Here is a 15,905-nt window from a genome sequence, read left to right on the forward strand (position 1 = left end):
TTTGTCAATCGGCGCGGCGGCAGGTTCTGCCGCGCAAACGGGCGCAGTCGTTGCGGAATGCGCGTTTTGGCGCGATTTTGACGATTTTGTAAATCCGCAGCCATGAAAAAAAGCCCGCCTTGGATCAGGCGGGCTTTTACCGTGCGGGATGGGCGAGGCTTATTGCGGCTTGGGCGCTTCCCAGCCGCCGCCGAGCGCCTTGTACACGCTGATGGTGGTGTTGAGGCGGTCCAGCTTGGCGCTCACCAGGTTCAGCTCGGCCTGGAAGCTGTTGCGCTGCGCGTCCAGCACGTCCAGATAGCTGGAGTAGCCGTTGTCGTAGCGCAGGCCGGCCAGTTTCAGCGTACGGTTGAGCGCGGTGAGCTGGGTGGTCTGCGCCTGCACGATGTCGCGCGCGGCGCTGTTGGCGGCCAGCGAGTCCAGCGCGTCCTTGAACGCCGACTGCACCGACTTCTGGTACAGCGCCAGCGCCTGCTTCTGGCCGGCGCTGGCGGCATCCACGCCGTAGCCGGTGGCGCCGAAGTTGAAGATGGGCGCGGCCAGGTTGGCGGCGAAGCCCCAGGTGCGGGCCGGGCTGGTGAACAGGCTGTCCAGCGACAGGCTTTGCGAACCCAGCGCGCCGGTGAGGTTGATGCTGGGGAAGTAGGCGGCGCGCGCCACGCCGATATTGGCGTTGGCGGCGATCAGTTGCTGTTCGCTGGAGGCCACGTCGGGGCGGCGCTCCAGCAGGCTGGCCGGCAGGTTGGCCGGCACGTCCGGCGGGCTGGCCAGGCTGTTGATGTCCTTGCCGCGGTTGAGGTTGCCGGCCACCAGCTGTTTCGGGCTGTGGCCCAGCAGCACGCCCAGCGCGGTTTCGGTCTGTTCCAGCGAGCGGGCGATCTGCGGCACCGCGGCGCGGGCGGCGGCGGCCTCGGCTTCGGCCTGGCGCTGGTCCAGCTCCGAGATCAGGCCGCCGTGGAAGCGCTTGGTCTGCAGCTGCAGCGACTCTTCCCGGCTTTGCAGCGTGCGCTTGGCTATATCCAGCTGGGCGTCGAAGGCGCGCAGCTGGAAGTAGGTTTGCGCCACCTGGGCCGATAGCGCCAGCTGGGCGGCGTCGCGGTCGTAGCGGCTGGCCTGGTAGCTGGCGCGCGCAGCCTCGTTGCCGCGGCGCAGCTTGCCCCACAGGTCCAGCTCCCAGGCGGCGGTCAGGTTGGCGGTGCGCAGGTCGGCCACCAGCGGGGTGCCGGGGGCGGTGGTCAGCGCCGAGGTGCGGCCGCTCTGGTAGCTGCCGCTGGCGCCCAAGGACGGCAGCAGCGCCGCGCGGGCGATGCCGGCCTGGGCGGCCGCCTGCTCGACGCGGGCGGCGGAAGCCTGCAGGTCCAGGTTGCTTTTCACCGCCTCTTCTATCAGCTGGTTGAGCACCGGGTCGTCAAACTGTTTCCACCAGTCGGCGCTCACCGTCGGCTGCGCTTGGCCGGCCTGCGCCTCGGGCAGCTCGACCTTGGGGCGGCTGTAGTCGGGGCCCACCGCGCACGCGGATACGGCCAGCGCGACGGCGACGGGGATCAGGGCACGCTTAAGCATCTGCGTTTTCTCCTGCCTCAACGCTCGGTTGAGGTTTTTTCTTGCCTATCTTCATGATCATGATGAAGAACAGCGGGATGAAGAAGGTGGCGATGAAGGTGGCGGCCAGCATGCCGCCTATCACGCCGGTACCGATGGAGTGGCGGCTGGCGGAGCCGGCGCCGCTGGAAATGGCCAGCGGCACGCAACCCAGCACGAAGGCGAGAGACGTCATCACGATGGGGCGGAAGCGCAGGCGGGCGGCCTGCAGCGCGGCGGTCACCGCGTCCATGCCCTCGTCCAACTGCTGCACCGCGAATTCCACGATCAGGATGGCGTTCTTGGCCGACAGGCCGATCAGCGTCACCAGCGCCACCTGGAAGTAGACGTCGTTGGCCAGGCCGCGCAGCCAGTTGGCCATCAGCGCGCCGAACACCGCGAACGGCACCGCCATCAGCACCGAGATCGGCAGGCTCCAGCGTTCGTACTGCGCCGCCAGGATCAGGAACACCATGATGATGGCGAAGCCGAATACCAGGGTGGAGGAGCCGCTGGTGGACTTCTCCTGGAAGGCGGAGCCGGTCCAGGCCAGCGCGTAGCCTTCCGGCAGCGTTTCCTGGGCTACCTGTTCCATCGCCGCCAGCGCCTCGCCGGAGCTGTAGCCCGGCGCCGGGCCGCCCACCACCTTGGCCGCCGGGAACACGTTGAAGCGTTCCAGCGTTTCCGGGCCGGTGGTCTGCTGGATGGTCACCAGCGCGGTCAGCGGGATCATCTGGCCGGTTTGCGAACGCACGTAGACGTTGCGCAGGTCGTCCACCTTGGTGCGGAACGGCGCTTCGGACTGCAGTTGCACGCGGAAGGTGCGGCCGAACTTGTTGAAGTCGTTGACGTACAGCGCGCCGAAGGTGCTCTGCATGGTGTCGAACACGCTGTTCACCGGCACCCCCAGCGCCTTGGCCTTGTCGCGGTCCAGCTTGACGAAGACTTGCGGCACGCTGGCGGAGAAGGTGGTCTGCACGCCCTTCAGCTCCGGGTGCTTGGCGGCGGCCGCCACCAATTTCTTGGTGACCTCGCCCAGCGCCAGCGAAGTGCCGCCTGCGCGGTCCTGCACATAGGCTTCGAAGCCGCCGGTGTTGGACATGCCGGAGATCGGCGGCGGGTTGAAGGCCAGGATGATGCCGTCGGTGACGCCCATCATGCCCTTGCCGAAGATGTCCTTCACCACCGCCATCGACGACAGCTCGGGCGACTTGCGCTCGCTCCACGGCTTGAGGGTGATGAAGGATACGCCGGCGTTGGTCTTGTTGCCGCCGGACAGGATGTCGAAGCCGGCGAAGCTCATGCGGTCCTTCACCGCCGGATTGCTGGCCATCATCGCGTCCAGCTTGTCCATGCTGGCGGCGGTGCGTTGCAGCGACGCGCCGTCCGGCAGGAAGGCCGCGGCCAGTACATAGCCCTGGTCCTCGTCCGGCGCCAGGCTGGACGGGATGATGCGGAACAGGCCGGCAGAAACCGCGATCAGGGCGCCGAACAGCACCACCGCCAGCAGGCTGCGCTTGATGATGAAGGCCACGCCGCTGGTGTAGCGCTCGGTCAGGCGGTCGAACCAGCCGTTGAACCATTCAAAGAAGCGGTTCTGGTGCTGGTGTTCCGACTTGAGCAGCAGCGCGCACAAGGCCGGGGTCAGCGTCAGCGCCACGATGCCGGAAATCACCACCGACACCGCGATGGTCATCGCGAACTGCTTGTACATCTGGCCGGCAATGCCGCCGAGGAAGGCCACAGGGATGAACACCGAGCACAGCACCAGCACGATGGCCACCAGCGCGCCGGACACTTCCTTCATCGCCTTCAGGCTGGCCTCGGTCGGCGACAGCCCTTCCTGGGTCATCAGCCGTTCGACGTTTTCCAGCACCACGATGGCGTCGTCCACCACGATGCCGATGGCCAGCACCAGGCCGAACAGCGTCAGCGTGTTGATGGTGAAGCCGAAGGCGTACATGCCGGCGAAGGCCCCGACGATGGACACCGGCACCGCCAGGCACGGTATCAGCGTGGCGCGCCAGTTCTGCAGGAACAGGAACACCACCAGGAATACCAGCACCATGGCCTCGGCCAGCGTGTGGTACACCTCCTCGATCGACACTTCGACGAACTTGGTGGTGTCGTACGGAATGCCGTAGGACATGCCGTTGGGGAAGGCCTTGGACAGCCGCTGCATTTCCACTTCCACCGCCTGGGCGGTGGCCAGCTGGTTGGCGCCCGGCGCCAGGAAGATGCCGATCGGGATGGTGGCCTTGCCGTTGTGCTTGCCGTGGAAGTCGTAGGACAGCGCGCCCAGCTCGACGCGGGCCACGTCCTTCAGCTTCACCGCCGAGCCGTCCGGATTGGCGCGCAGGATGATGTTCTCGAACTCCTCCGGCTCGGACAGGCGGCCCTGGGTGGTGACGGTGTAGGTGAAGTCCAGCTTCTGCGGCGTCGGCTCGGCGCCCAGCTTGCCGGCGGCGAACTGCGAGTTCTGCTCGCGGATGGCGGCGGCCACGTCGCTGGGGGTCAGCTTCAGCTGCGCCAGCTTGTCCGGCTTCAGCCAGATCCGCATCGAGTAGTCCTGGCCGGCGAAGTTGATCACGTCGCCCACGCCCGGCACCCGCTTGAGCTCATCGACTACGTTGAGCAGCGCGTAGTTGCTGATGAACAGCGTGTCTCGGCTGTTGTCCGGGGAGAACAGCGAGATCACCTGCAGAATGGTGGCGGACTTCTTGCGCACGTTGACGCCCTGGCGCCGCACCTCTTCCGGCAGCTGCGACAGCACCGACTGCACGCGGTTGTTGACGTTGATGGTGGCCTGGTCCGGGTTGGTGCCGATCTTGAACGACACGCTCATCGACAGCGTGCCGTTGCTGGCGCTGCCGGATTGCACGTAAAGCATGTCGTCGACGCCGTTGATCGCCTGTTCCAGCGGCGCGGCCACGGTGTTGGCGATCACTTCGGCGGAAGCGCCCGGATAGCTGGCGGTGACGTTCACCACCGGCGGCACGATTTCAGGGTACTGCTCGATCGGCAGCGCCTTGATGGCGGCCAGGCCCGCCAGCATGATCACGATGGAGATCACACTGGCGAAGATAGGCCGCCGGATGAAGAAAGCGGAAAACATAAATCAGATTCCCCCTGGGATTACGGCTTGGCTGCGGCGGCGGGCGCGCTGGCGTCGGCCTGGAACGGATGCGGCTTGAGGTCGGCGCCCGGACGCAGCTTGATGATGTTGTCGACCACCACCTGGTCGCCGGCTTTCAGGCCCTGCTCGACCAGCACGTCCAGGCCAACTTCCTGCGACACGGAGATCGGACGCGGCTGCGCCTTGCCGTCCGGGCCCACCACCCACACCATCTTGCCCTGCTGCGAGGTGAGCACCGCGCGCTGCGGCACGGTGATGGCGTGGGTGCGCACCGCGCCGTTCAGCTGCACGCGGACGAACTGGCCGGGCAGGATGCCGCCTTGCGGATTGGCGAAGCTGGCGCGCGAACGGATGGTGCCGGTATTGGTGTCCACCAGGCTGTCGGTGAAGTTGAGGTGGCCGGTCTTGCCGTAGATGCTGCCGTCGGGCAGCTTCAGCTGCACTTCGAAGCCGCCGCCGTTGGCCAGCTTCAGCTTGCCGGTGTGCTGCATCTTGCGCAGCGACAACATGTCGCCGTCGGACATGCTGAAGTTGACGTAGATCGGGTCCAGCTGCGAGATCTTGGTCAGCAGGCTGGCGTCGGCGCTGGTGGCCACCAGGCTGCCTTCGGAGCGCGCTTCCTGGCTGGTGATGCCGGAAATCGGCGCGGTGACGCGGGTGTAGCCTAGGTTGATCTGCGCCTGCTCCAGCTGCGCCTGGGCCGAGGCCACCTGCGCCTTGGCGGCATTGTAGGCGGCCACCGCGTCGTCGCGGTCTTTCTGGCTGACGGCGTTTTCCTTGAACAGCGGCAGCACGCGTTCGTAGTCCTGCTTGGTGCGCAGCAACTGCGCCTGCTGCACTTGCAGGTTGCCGCGGGCCTGGTCCAGCGCCGCCTTGAACGGCTCTGGGTCGATCTGGAACAGCAGGTCGCCCGCCTTCACCGGCTTGCCTTCGGCGTAGGCGCGCTTTTGCAGGATGCCGCCGACGCGGGCGCGCACTTCCACTTCGCGCGAGCCGGCCGCCTGGCCGACGAACTCATACGACACCGGCACGTCGGCCGGCTCAACCTTGATCACGGCCACCGGCACCGGCGGCATCGCGCCGGCCTTGGCGTCGGGTTTTTGGCCGCAGGCCGCCAGGCTGGCCGCCAGTATGCCCAGCAGCAGGCCGCGCGCGGCGCGCGGGAGGGGTGCAGTTCCTTGCATGGTATCGAATCCTCGAAAGCAAAATCGGGAAGGGTGTAAGTAATGACTAGGGCTTCAGAGGATGGTTGTCTGGATTGTCATAACCTGAAGCTTCGGCATTTTACATACATACGCGTCTGTATGTAAAATGCTATAATGTCGTGGATATGTAAAAAAGCAGCGGTTTGCGCAACAAAGAACCGTTAAAATTCATACTAGTACTAAGTGCGAAGAATGATGGATGGTACGGAAAACACGTGAAGAAGCGGAGCAGACCCGCCAGCAGCTGCTGGACGCTGCCGAGCAGTTGTTCAGCGAGCACGGCGTATCGCGCACCTCGCTGGCGGAAATCGCCACCGCGGCCGGGCTGACGCGCGGCGCGGTGTATTGGCATTTCCAGAACAAGCTGGATCTGTACCGGGCGATGATGGATAGAGTGTCGGCGCCCTTCGACGAGTTGCGCGAGCAGTTGCTGCAGTCCGCCGGCGCCGACCCGGCGCGGGCCTTGTGGGACCACAGCCATAAACTGCTGGTGCTGGTGGCGGAAAACGCCCAGGTGAGGCGCATTCTGCTGATCCTGTTCATGCGCAGCGAGCACGTCGGCGAACTGGCGCCCATCCACGATGAGTGCGTGGCGCACATGCACGAGGCGCGCGGCCTGCTGGGCCAGGTGGTGATGGCGGCGATGGATCGGGGACAGGCGCTGCCCGGCATCGATCCGGACGATGTCGCGGTGGTGCTGCAATCGCTGCACGAAGGCCTGATGAGCCGCCTGCTGGTGGAGAGTCCCTGTCCGGAAGCCACCGATGCGGTCAGTCGACTGTTGCAATATCTGTACCGCGGTATTTTTCTGCCGCAAGTGATGGAACAACTTACCACTTGCCGTTGAGCCGGCGCTATAATTGCGCTTTTTTCTCAAGCCACTAGCGCAGCCCTATTGATTCGGCATCGCTTTGGTGGCGTCATGGTTTTCATGTCCCACGCAATCGAAATTGAGGCCGTCAGCAAACGCTACGGCCAGCTGCAGGCGCTGGATAAGGTCAGCTTCAATGTGGAGCCGGGCGAGTTCTTCGCGCTGCTGGGCCCCAACGGCGCCGGCAAGACCACGCTGATCTCCGCGTTGGCGGGCCTGGCGCGCCCGGACAGCGGCAGCATCCGGGTGATGGGCCACGATGTGGTGCGCGATTTCAAGCAGGCCCGGCGCGCGCTGGGCGTGGTGCCGCAGGAGCTGGTGTTCGATCCCTTCCTGTCGGTGCGCGAAACGCTGCGCTTCCAGTCGGGCTACTTCGGCCTGGCCCGCAACGATGCCTGGATCGACGAGCTGCTGTTCAAGCTGGGCCTGGCCGACAAGGCTGACAGCAATATGCGCGCCCTGTCCGGCGGCATGAAGCGGCGGGTGATGGTGGCGCAGGCGCTGGTGCACCGTCCGCCGGTGATCGTGCTGGACGAGCCCACCGCCGGCGTGGATGTGGAGCTGCGCCAGAGCCTGTGGCTGTTCGTGCAGGAGCTGAACCGCGCCGGCCACGCCATCGTGCTGACCACCCACTATCTGGAAGAAGCCGAAACCCTGTGCTCGCGCATCGCCATGCTGAAAAAAGGCAGGCTGCTGGCGCTGGAGAACAAGGACAAGCTGCTGGCGCATAGCGCGCGCCGCGAAGTGGCGGTGAAGCTGTCCGCCGCGCTGCCCGACAGCCTGCTGCCGCGCAAGCTGCGCGATGAGGACGGCCGGGTGGTGCTGCAGCTGGCGGAACTGGCTGAACTGGAAACGGTGCTGGCCACGCTGCGCGAAGCCGGCGTGGAGGTGCGCGAACTGAATGTGGTGGAGGCGGATCTGGAAAGCGTGTTCGTCAAGATGATGAACGGGGGGGCGGCATGATAGGTTTCCTCACCCTGTTCAAGAAGGAGCTGGTGCGCTTCTGGAAAGTGGCCTTCCAGACCGTGGCGGCGCCGGTGCTCACCGCGCTGATGTACCAGTTGATCTTCGCCCACGTGCTGTCCAAGCATGTCGAGGCCTATCCCGGCGTCGGCTACACCGCCTTCCTGATTCCGGGCCTGGCGATGATGTCGATGGCGCAGAACGCCTTCGCCAACAGTTCAAGCAGCCTGATCCAGTCCAAGATCACCGGCAACATCGTGTTCCTGATGCTGCCGCCCTTGACCGCGCTGGAATTCTTTTCCGCCTATCTGCTGGCGTCGGTGGTGCGCGGGCTGGCGGTGGGGGCCGGCGTGCTGCTGGTCACCGCCTGGTTCGGCCTGCCGCTGCCGGCGCAGCCGCTATGGGCGGTCCTGTTCGCGGTGCTGGGGTGCGGCGTGCTGGGCACGCTGGGCGTGATCGCCGGCATCTGGGCGGAGAAATTCGACCAGCTGGCCGCCTTCCAGAATTTCCTGATCATGCCGCTGACCTTCCTGTCCGGCGTGTTTTACTCCATCAACAGCCTGCCATCGTTCTGGTACGCCGTGTCGCACGCCAACCCGGTGTTCTACATGATAGACGGCTTCCGCTACGGCTTTTTCGGCCAGGCCGACGTCAGCCCCTGGCTGTCGGCCGGCGTGGTGGCGGGCAGCTTCGCTGCGCTGGTGTCTTTGGCCCTGTGGTTGATCCACTCCGGCTACAAGATGCGCCACTGAATATTATTCGCTCTGGATGTCCCCAATGATGACCGAACAGCAAGTCAAGCAATACATCGAGGCCGGCCTCGAATGCACCTATCTGAACGTGGAAGGCGACGGCCACCACTTCTACGCCACCGTGGTCTCGGCCGCCTTCGAGGGCAAGCGCCTGATCGACCGCCACCGCCTGGTGAAGGAAGTGATCGCCGCCCGCCTGGCCAGCAATGAAATCCACGCGCTGTCCATCGTCAAGGCGGCCACGCCGGACGAGTGGGCCAAACTGCAAGCTTGAAAGCCACACCATGGATAAACTGAAAATCATCGGCAACGGCCCGCTCAACGGCGAGATCCGCGTCTCCGGCGCCAAGAACGCCGCGCTGCCCATTTTGTGCGCCAGCCTGTTGACCGGCGACACCATGCGTTTCACCAACGTGCCGATGCTGCGCGACATCGCCACCACTCAGAAGCTGCTGCAGGGCATGGGCGTGCGGGTGATGACCGACAATGTGCACGAGATGGAGATCACTGCCGGGCAACTGGACAGTCTGGTGGCGCCATACGATCTGGTGAAGACCATGCGCGCCTCCATTCTGGTGTTGGGCCCGACGCTGGCGCGCTTCGGCGAAGCCACCGTGTCGCTGCCCGGCGGCTGCGCTATCGGCAGCCGGCCGGTGGACCAGCACATCAAGGGCCTGGTGGCGATGGGCGCCGAAGTCAGCATCGAGCACGGCTACGTCAAGGCGCGCGCCAAGCGCCTGCGCGGCGCCCGCGTGGTGATGGACATGGTCACCGTCGGCGGCACCGAGAACCTGCTGATGGCCGCCACCCTGGCCGAAGGCACCACCGTGCTGGAAAACGCCGCGCGCGAGCCGGAAGTGACCGATCTGGCCAACTGCCTGGTGGCGATGGGCGCCAAGATCTCCGGCATCGGCAGCGACCGCCTGGTGATCGAGGGCGTGGACCGGCTGCATGGCGCCGACTACGCGGTGATGCCGGACCGCATCGAGGCCGGCACCTTCCTGGTGGCCGGCGCGATGACCCGCGGCCACGTGGTGCTGAAGAACGCCGCGCCCAAGAGCATGGAGGCGGTGCTGGACAAACTGGCCGAAACCGGCGCGCTGATCGAATGCGGCGACGACTGGATCTCGCTGGACATGAAGCAGCGCCCCAAGGCGGTCAATTTCCGCACCCTGCCGTATCCGGCTTTCCCCACCGACATGCAGGCGCAGCTGATGACGCTGAACTGTGTGGCCGAGGGCGCCGGCGTGGTGACCGAGACCATCTTCGAAAACCGTTTCATGCACGTGCCCGAGCTCAACCGCATGGGCGCCAACATCGAAGTGGAAGGCAACACCGCCATCATCAAGGGCGTGGACAAGCTGTCCGGCGCCACGGTGATGGCCACCGATCTGCGCGCTTCCGCCAGCCTGGTGATCGCCGGCCTGGTGGCCGAGGGCGAGACCATTGTCGACCGCATCTACCACCTGGACCGCGGCTACGAGCATATCGAGAGGAAGCTGGGCGCCGTCGGCGCCTTGATCGAACGCGTCAGCTGATCCGCTCCGCTCCGCGCCTGCCGCGCAGCCACGCCACGCCCCTTTGGGGACGTGGCGTTTTTGTTTCCTGGGCGGCGATTAAAGATATCGCCGCCGTTGCCGCTGGCATTGCGATGCTTTTATCATGTCAATCCAGCCAAGGACGACATCATGGACGAAGCAACATCTTGCTACCGCATCCTGTCGATAGACGGAGGCGGCTTGCGCGGCATCATTCCGCTGGTGATTCTCGACCGGCTGGATCAGGCCGTGCCGGGATGGCGGGCCGGCGTCAATATGTACGCCGGCACCTCCACCGGCGGGATGATCGCGCTGGGCCTGGCCAAGGGTATGGCGCCGCGCGAAATCCTGCAGGTTTATCTACAGCAGGGTGCGAAGATTTTCTCCCGCAGTTGGTGGTGGCGGCTGAAAACGCTGAATGGACTGACCGGCCCCAAGTACGATAGCCAGGTCAAGGAGCGGATTTGCCGCGGCCTGCTGGGGGACGGCAAGCTGAGCTCGCTGTTGAGCGATGACGGCCGGCGCGGCCATGTGCTGGTGCCGGCTTTCAATCTGGATGGCTATGCCAGGTTGCCGGAAGGGCTGCGGTATTGGCGGCCCAAGGTGTACCACAATCTGCCCACCGTCGATGGCAGCGACGACGGGACTCAACAGCTGTACCGGGTGGCGATGGAGACCTCGGCCGCGCCGGCCTATTTCGCTTCGTATGCCGGCTTTGCCGATGGCGGAGTGTTCGCCAACAATCCGGCGATGTGCGCGCTGGCGCAAACCCGCGATGCGCGGCTGAGTCTGGCGATCGCGCCGGACGCGGTGGCGATGTTGTCGTTGGGCACCGGCTACAGTCCCTTCCATCTGAACGGGGGCGAGAGCTGGGGACTGGCGCAGTGGGGTCCCAAGATGGCGGATCTGTTGATGGACGGCATCAACGAGGTGGCGGATTTTCAGGTGCGGCAGATGCTGGGCGGCGGGCGTTATCTGCGCGTTTCGCCACTGTTGCCGCGGCAGGTGGCGCTGGACGATGCCGCCAGCCTGACATTGTTGCAAGGCCTCGGCCGCCAGGCGGATCTGCAGCCTGCGGAGGCGTTCATCCGCTCGCGGTTTCAGACTGCCGGCGCCTAGCGCGGCGGTGGGCTTGCGCCCGCCGGATCGGGCTCGATCGTTTCTTGAGCGCCGAGCCATGCTCGGCCAGATAGCCATCAAGGCCCTGGCCTAAGCGCAGCAAACCCGGATGCGCGGCGGGCGGTGCCAGGCGCTGTACGCACAGCCCGCCGCGTCGGATGGGCGAAGGCCGGTCAGGCCTTCTTGACGAATTCCGACTTCAGGCCCATTGCGCCGATGCCGTCTATCTTGCAGTCGATGTCGTGGTCGCCGTCGACCAGGCGGATGTTCTTCACCTTGGTGCCGACCTTGACCACCAGCGACGATCCTTTCACCTTCAGATCTTTGATCACGGTGACGCTGTCGCCGTCCTGCAGCAGGTTGCCGACGGCGTCGCGCACCACGCGGGTCTCCTCCTCGACGGCGGCGGCCGAGCCGGACCATTCGTGCGCGCATTCCGGGCAGACCAGCATTTCGCCGTCTTGATAGGTGTATTCCGATCCGCATTGCGGACAGGGGGGAAACTGGCTCATGGCGATTCCTGATAGATAAAAAAGAAAGGCTGCCGTCCATCCGGACGGCAGCGATTGGGTTCCGCCCGCGCCGCAGGCTTTACTGCGGGGTGGAGGCCGGCTTGTCCGCCTGGGCGGCGGCGGGCGCCGAACTGTCGCGGCTGCGGGCCGCCGGCGCGGAGCTGTCGCTCTTGCCGCCTGGTCCCGGCGAATCCATCAGTTCGTCCAGATTGAGGCTGTCGGCCGGCTGGGTCGGGTCTGGCTGGCCCAGCTGCTTGGCGCGCAGCTGCATGTAGACATCGCGGGTGTAGCTGTAGCGATCCACCGCGGCGGTGTCCAGCAGGTTGTCCACGCCAAGGTACTTGGCGCGGGTGTTGACGCCGTACAGGGTGTAGAAGGCGATGGCTTCGTTGCCGTTGTGGTAGATCAGCCGCTCGGGACCGGGGCCAGCCAGCGAGGCGGCCAGACCGGTGCTGTCGCGCACGGTGGACGGGCCGAAGAAGGGCAGCACGAAATAGTTGCTGCTATTCCAACCCCAGGTGGCCAGGGTGTCGCCCAGCGTGGTCTTGTTGTTCTTCAGGCCCGCCTGGTCGGCGATGTCGATCAGGCCGAACAGGCCGAAACCGGTGTTGATCGCCACGCGCATGAAGTCGTTGGCGGCTTTTTCCGGCTCGGCGCGCAGCAGGTTGAAGGCAAAGCTGTAGACGTCCTTCAGGTTGTCGAAGAAGTTGCCGACGCCGGTGCGCACCGGCGAGGGCACTACTTTCTGGTAGCCCTTGGCCAACGGCTGCAGCACCCATTGGTCGGCGGTGTCGTTGACTTTGAACACCGTGCGGTTGTAAGGCTCGTACGGATCGTACGGGGCGGCCGGGTTGCTGGCGCAGCCAGCCAGCAGCAGGATGGCGACTAGAGGCAGGATGCGGCGCATTTCACTCTCCGGCGGATAGCAGGGGGGCCAGATTGTACAGGCCGGCCAGGGTGGCGAGGTCCGCCGGCATGCCGGCGAAGGTCAGCGGATGGCCGGCCGCGGCCGCGGCGCGGCGCGCCTGCAGCAGCAGCGCCAGCGCCGAGGAGTCGGCCGACGCGATGCCGGACAGTTCCAGCCGCAGCGGCCCGCGCGCGGCCAGCTCGGCGAGCGGCCGCGCCAGCGCGGCGCTGCTGGCCATGTCGATGCGCCCGCTGAGGCTGGCCTCGCCGGGGGCGGTGGTTTTCAGCATCAGCCCTTGCCCTTGCCGGCCGGCGCTGCGGCGACCGGCGCCGCGTTCTTGTCCTGCAGCAGCTTGATCAGGCCGTCCACGCCGGTTTTCTGGATTTCTTCGTTGAAGCTGTTGCGGTAGACGGTGACCAAGCTGGCGCCTTCGACGCTGACGTTGTAAATCTTCCAGCCCTTGTCGCCCTTGTACATCACGTAGTCGACCGATACCGGATTGGTGTTGCCCGGCAGGGTGACGCTGGACTTGACGGTGGCGTCGCGGCCATTGGCGGCGACCACCGGGTTGGGCTTCACGTCGACCTGGGCGGTTTTGAAGCGGGTCATGGTGGTGGAGTAGGTGCGCACCAGCAAGGTTTGGAATTGCTGGGTCAGCTGACTGCGCTGCTCCGGGGTGGCCTGGCGCCAGCCCAGGCCGACCGCCAGCGCGGTCATGCGCGGGAAGTCGAACAGCGGCACCGCCGCGGCTTCCGCCTGCTGGCGGACCTGCCGGGTATTCTTGCCGTTGTCCTGCTTCAGGATGTCCAGCACCTGGCGCGAACCGTCCTTGACGATTTCAACCGGGGAATCGCCGGCGGCGATGGCCTGGGCGGACGACAGGCCGACAATGAGACAGAACAGGGTAAACAGTTTTTTCATTTTCGATATTCCATGTTTCACAGTTCATGCGGCACCCAGCGGCGGCAGGCGCCTGCCGTTGAGTATCCGCGTTGAGGGTTGCCCTTTTGCGACGCTATTTGCTTGCGTCTTTGCCGGAAAATCCGGTCATGAATTTGCCGATCAATTGTTCCAGCACCATGGCCGACGAGGTGATGGTGATGGTGCCGCCGGCCGCCAGCGTGGTTTCCGAACCGCCCTGCTGCAGGCCGATGTATTGCTCGCCCAAGAGGCCGGAGGTCAGGATCGAGGCGCTGGTGTCGTCGGACAGCTGGTAGGCCTTGTCGACGCTCAGCGTCACACGGGCGCGGAAGGTCTTGGGGTCCAGCCGGATGTCGGTGACGCGGCCGACCAGCACGCCGGCCTCTTTCACCGGCGCTTTCACCTTCAGGCCGCCGACGTTGTCGAAATCGGCGTACAGCACATAGCTTTGCGCGGCGCTTTGCGGCGTCAGGTTGGCCACCTTCAGCGACAGGAAGGTGACGGCGGCGATGCCCAGCGCGACAAAAATGCCGACCCACAAATCAATGGTAGAGCGTTTCATTCGGTTTTTTTCCTAGAACATTAAGGCGGTCAACACGAAGTCCAGCGCCAGGATCACCAGCGCCGAGGTAACCACGGTGCGGGTGGTGGCCGCGGACACGCCGGCGGCAGTCGGCGTGGCGTCGTAGCCTTCGAATACGGCGATCAGGGTGACGGCCACGCCGAAGCACAGGCTCTTGATCAGGCCGTTGACCACGTCGTAATGTAGATCGACGTTGCCCTGCATCTGCGACCAGAAGGTGCCGGCGTCCAGGCCTATCATCACCACTCCCACCAGATAGCCGCCGAAAATGCCGACGACGTTGAATAGCGCGGCCAGGATGGGCATGGAGATCACGCCGGCCCAGAAGCGCGGCGCGATCACGCGGGCCATCGGATTGACCGCCATCACGCTCATCGCGTCCAGCTGCTCGGTGGTTTTCATCAGGCCGATCTCGGCGGTCATCGCGCTGCCGGCGCGGCTGGCGAACAATAGCGCCGCCAGCACCGGGCCCAGCTCGCGCAGCAGCGACAGCGCCACCATCGCGCCCAGCGCGTCGGCCGAGCCGAACTTGGCCAGCGTGGTGTAGCCCTGCAGGCCCAGCACCATGCCGACGAACAGGCCGGACACCACGATGATGATCAGCGACATCACGCCGGCGAAGTAGATCTCGCGTATGGTCAGCTGCAGCCTGAGCAGGCTCTGGCCGCTATTGAGCAGGATGGCCACCAGGAAGCGGCTGGCGAAACCCAGCCGCCACACCGCGTTGATGGTGACGTGGCCCAGGCGGCGCAGCGGCGAAGTGAGGAAATCAAGCATGCGCGCCTCCTTGCAGCCCCAGGTCGGCGGCCAGCGTGCTGGCGGCCGGGAAATTGAAATGCACCGGGCCGTCGGCCTCGCCGTTGACGAACTGCCGCACCCACGGCGAATCCGAGCCGCGCACCTCGTCCGGGGTGCCCTGGGCGATGATCTGGCCGCCGGCGACAAATAGCACGTGGTCGACGATCTCCAGCGACTTGTGCACGTCGTGGGTCACCATCACCGCGGTGGTGCCCAGCGCGTCGTTGAGCTTCTTGATCAGCAGCGCGATCACGCCCAGCGAGATCGGGTCCAGGCCGGTGAAGGGCTCGTCGTACAGCATCAGCTGCGGGTCGAGCGCGATGGCGCGCGCCAGCGCCACCCGCCGCGCCATGCCGCCGGACAGCTCGGCCGGCATCAGCTTCTGGGTGCCGCGCAGTCCCACCGCCTCCAGTTTCATGGTGACGAGGTCCTTTACCATGCTGTCGGGCAGCTTGGTGTGTTCGCGCAGCGGGAAGGCGACGTTGTCCTCGACGTTGAGGTCGGTGAACAGCGCGCCGAACTGGAACAGCATGCCCATGCGGCGGCGGTGCTGGTACAGCTCGGCATGGCTCATCCTGGCGATGTCGCGGCCGTCTATCAGCACCGCGCCCGACTGCGGGCGGATCTGGCCGGAAATCAGCCGCAGCAGCGTGGTCTTGCCGCTGCCGCTGCCGCCCATGATGGCCACCAGCTTGCCGCGCGGCACGCTGAGGCTGAGGTCTTTCAGAATAGGCCGGTCGCCGTAGGCGAAGCTGACGTTCCTGAATTCTATGAAATGGTCTGAGGACACGAAAGTTCCAAACTGCTTGCAAGAGGAGTTCTGTTGAGACTCCGGTGAGACGGCGAAATTCACGCGAGCTTCACTGCCGCGGCAGAGCGGGGCCGCCGCATGGGTGAGGAAGGGCCGCCACTCTGCGGTGCCGGGCAGGCAGCTTGCCGGTGGCGTGCTATCCAGTCTCGAATAGCTGGATTTTATAGCGTTGCGGCCGCGCCGCCAAATCTGGCTATGTTACTGAGTG

General features: G+C 65.4%; 16 protein-coding genes. 6 read left to right on the forward strand and 10 right to left on the reverse strand.

The window, feature by feature from the left end:
• Positions 1-159: 159 nt before the first annotated feature.
• The 3 genes from BI347_RS01605 to BI347_RS01615 are packed head-to-tail and all read right to left on the reverse strand — an operon-like array spanning position 160 to position 5,901.
• Positions 160-1,563: an efflux transporter outer membrane subunit gene (locus BI347_RS01605; protein ID WP_071111530.1), complete on the reverse strand. Its 1,404-nt coding sequence runs from the start codon at positions 1,561-1,563 to the stop codon at positions 160-162.
• Positions 1,556-4,696, reverse strand: coding sequence for an efflux RND transporter permease subunit (locus BI347_RS01610; protein ID WP_071115173.1), 3,141 nt, complete (start codon positions 4,694-4,696; stop codon positions 1,556-1,558). Before BI347_RS01610 ends, BI347_RS01605 begins: the two co-directional genes overlap by 8 nt.
• 20 nt (positions 4,697-4,716) lie before the next feature.
• On the reverse strand, positions 4,717-5,901 hold the full coding sequence (locus BI347_RS01615; protein ID WP_071111528.1) for an efflux RND transporter periplasmic adaptor subunit: 1,185 nt from the start codon (positions 5,899-5,901) through the stop codon (positions 4,717-4,719).
• Between the two features lie 220 nt (positions 5,902-6,121).
• On the opposite strand from BI347_RS01615, the gene BI347_RS01620 reads away from it, so the two are divergent.
• The 6 genes from BI347_RS01620 to BI347_RS01645 all read left to right on the forward strand — a co-directional run bounded on the left by BI347_RS01620 (position 6,122) and on the right by BI347_RS01645 (position 11,165).
• Positions 6,122-6,769 (forward strand): TetR family transcriptional regulator, encoded by a 648-nt coding sequence (locus BI347_RS01620; protein ID WP_071111527.1) that lies wholly within the window; start codon positions 6,122-6,124, stop codon positions 6,767-6,769.
• A gap of 84 nt (positions 6,770-6,853) precedes the next feature.
• Positions 6,854-7,756: an ABC transporter ATP-binding protein gene (locus BI347_RS01625; RefSeq protein ID WP_071112052.1), complete on the forward strand. Its 903-nt coding sequence runs from the start codon at positions 6,854-6,856 to the stop codon at positions 7,754-7,756.
• Positions 7,753-8,508: an ABC transporter permease gene (locus BI347_RS01630; RefSeq protein WP_071115174.1), complete on the forward strand. Its 756-nt coding sequence runs from the start codon at positions 7,753-7,755 to the stop codon at positions 8,506-8,508. Before BI347_RS01625 ends, BI347_RS01630 begins: the two co-directional genes overlap by 4 nt.
• Before the next feature lie 25 nt (positions 8,509-8,533).
• Positions 8,534-8,782 carry a BolA family protein gene (locus BI347_RS01635; protein WP_071111525.1) on the forward strand — a complete coding sequence of 83 codons (249 nt, stop codon included), beginning with the start codon at positions 8,534-8,536 and terminating at the stop codon, positions 8,780-8,782.
• 10 nt (positions 8,783-8,792) lie between these two features.
• A complete protein-coding gene (gene murA / locus BI347_RS01640) occupies positions 8,793-10,046 on the forward strand; it encodes a UDP-N-acetylglucosamine 1-carboxyvinyltransferase (RefSeq protein WP_071111524.1) in 1,254 nt (417 codons plus the stop codon).
• Positions 10,047-10,196: 150 nt separating this feature from the next.
• A complete protein-coding gene (locus BI347_RS01645) occupies positions 10,197-11,165 on the forward strand; it encodes a patatin-like phospholipase family protein (protein WP_071116316.1) in 969 nt (322 codons plus the stop codon).
• A gap of 173 nt (positions 11,166-11,338) precedes the next feature.
• Here BI347_RS01645 and BI347_RS01650 read toward each other — a convergent pair whose 3' ends face one another.
• The 7 genes from BI347_RS01650 to BI347_RS01680 all read right to left on the reverse strand — a co-directional run bounded on the left by BI347_RS01650 (position 11,339) and on the right by BI347_RS01680 (position 15,676).
• Positions 11,339-11,677 carry a zinc ribbon domain-containing protein YjdM gene (locus BI347_RS01650; RefSeq protein ID WP_071111523.1) on the reverse strand — a complete coding sequence of 113 codons (339 nt, stop codon included), beginning with the start codon at positions 11,675-11,677 and terminating at the stop codon, positions 11,339-11,341.
• Positions 11,678-11,756: 79 nt separating this feature from the next.
• A complete protein-coding gene (locus BI347_RS01655) occupies positions 11,757-12,584 on the reverse strand; it encodes an MlaA family lipoprotein (RefSeq protein WP_071115175.1) in 828 nt (275 codons plus the stop codon).
• 1 nt (position 12,585) lies between these two features.
• Positions 12,586-12,873: an STAS domain-containing protein gene (locus tag BI347_RS01660; protein ID WP_071111521.1), complete on the reverse strand. Its 288-nt coding sequence runs from the start codon at positions 12,871-12,873 to the stop codon at positions 12,586-12,588.
• The gene (locus tag BI347_RS01665; RefSeq protein WP_071111520.1) at positions 12,873-13,505 is read right to left on the reverse strand and encodes an MlaC/ttg2D family ABC transporter substrate-binding protein; all 633 of its coding nucleotides are present in this window, start codon (positions 13,503-13,505) and stop codon (positions 12,873-12,875) included. The genes BI347_RS01660 and BI347_RS01665 overlap by 1 nt, the downstream gene beginning before the upstream one ends.
• Before the next feature lie 94 nt (positions 13,506-13,599).
• A complete protein-coding gene (gene mlaD / locus BI347_RS01670; RefSeq protein ID WP_071111519.1) occupies positions 13,600-14,067 on the reverse strand; it encodes an outer membrane lipid asymmetry maintenance protein MlaD in 468 nt (155 codons plus the stop codon).
• 12 nt (positions 14,068-14,079) lie between these two features.
• On the reverse strand, positions 14,080-14,865 hold the full coding sequence (gene mlaE / locus BI347_RS01675; RefSeq protein WP_071111518.1) for a lipid asymmetry maintenance ABC transporter permease subunit MlaE: 786 nt from the start codon (positions 14,863-14,865) through the stop codon (positions 14,080-14,082).
• Positions 14,858-15,676, reverse strand: coding sequence for an ABC transporter ATP-binding protein (locus BI347_RS01680; RefSeq protein ID WP_071111517.1), 819 nt, complete (start codon positions 15,674-15,676; stop codon positions 14,858-14,860). Before BI347_RS01680 ends, mlaE begins: the two co-directional genes overlap by 8 nt.
• Positions 15,677-15,905: the final 229 nt, after the last annotated feature.

The organism is Chromobacterium sphagni, assembly GCF_001855575.1.
GTDB lineage: Bacteria > Pseudomonadota > Gammaproteobacteria > Burkholderiales > Chromobacteriaceae > Chromobacterium > Chromobacterium sphagni.

Bases quoted from the DNA above. Each gene is read 5' to 3' on its own strand.
- BI347_RS01605 (WP_071111530.1), bottom strand. From the start codon at position 1,563: ATGCTTAAGCGTGCCCTGATCCCCGTCGCCGTCGCGCTGGCCGTATCC.
- BI347_RS01610 (WP_071115173.1), bottom strand. From the start codon at position 4,696: ATGTTTTCCGCTTTCTTCATCCGGCGGCCTATCTTCGCCAGTGTGATC.
- BI347_RS01615 (WP_071111528.1), bottom strand. From the start codon at position 5,901: ATGCAAGGAACTGCACCCCTCCCGCGCGCCGCGCGCGGCCTGCTGCTG.
- BI347_RS01620 (WP_071111527.1), top strand. From the start codon at position 6,122: ATGGTACGGAAAACACGTGAAGAAGCGGAGCAGACCCGCCAGCAGCTG.
- BI347_RS01625 (WP_071112052.1), top strand. From the start codon at position 6,854: ATGTCCCACGCAATCGAAATTGAGGCCGTCAGCAAACGCTACGGCCAG.
- BI347_RS01630 (WP_071115174.1), top strand. From the start codon at position 7,753: ATGATAGGTTTCCTCACCCTGTTCAAGAAGGAGCTGGTGCGCTTCTGG.
- BI347_RS01635 (WP_071111525.1), top strand. From the start codon at position 8,534: ATGATGACCGAACAGCAAGTCAAGCAATACATCGAGGCCGGCCTCGAA.
- murA (WP_071111524.1), top strand. From the start codon at position 8,793: ATGGATAAACTGAAAATCATCGGCAACGGCCCGCTCAACGGCGAGATC.
- BI347_RS01645 (WP_071116316.1), top strand. From the start codon at position 10,197: ATGGACGAAGCAACATCTTGCTACCGCATCCTGTCGATAGACGGAGGC.
- BI347_RS01650 (WP_071111523.1), bottom strand. From the start codon at position 11,677: ATGAGCCAGTTTCCCCCCTGTCCGCAATGCGGATCGGAATACACCTAT.
- BI347_RS01655 (WP_071115175.1), bottom strand. From the start codon at position 12,584: ATGCGCCGCATCCTGCCTCTAGTCGCCATCCTGCTGCTGGCTGGCTGC.
- BI347_RS01660 (WP_071111521.1), bottom strand. From the start codon at position 12,873: ATGCTGAAAACCACCGCCCCCGGCGAGGCCAGCCTCAGCGGGCGCATC.
- BI347_RS01665 (WP_071111520.1), bottom strand. From the start codon at position 13,505: ATGAAAAAACTGTTTACCCTGTTCTGTCTCATTGTCGGCCTGTCGTCC.
- mlaD (WP_071111519.1), bottom strand. From the start codon at position 14,067: ATGAAACGCTCTACCATTGATTTGTGGGTCGGCATTTTTGTCGCGCTG.
- mlaE (WP_071111518.1), bottom strand. From the start codon at position 14,865: ATGCTTGATTTCCTCACTTCGCCGCTGCGCCGCCTGGGCCACGTCACC.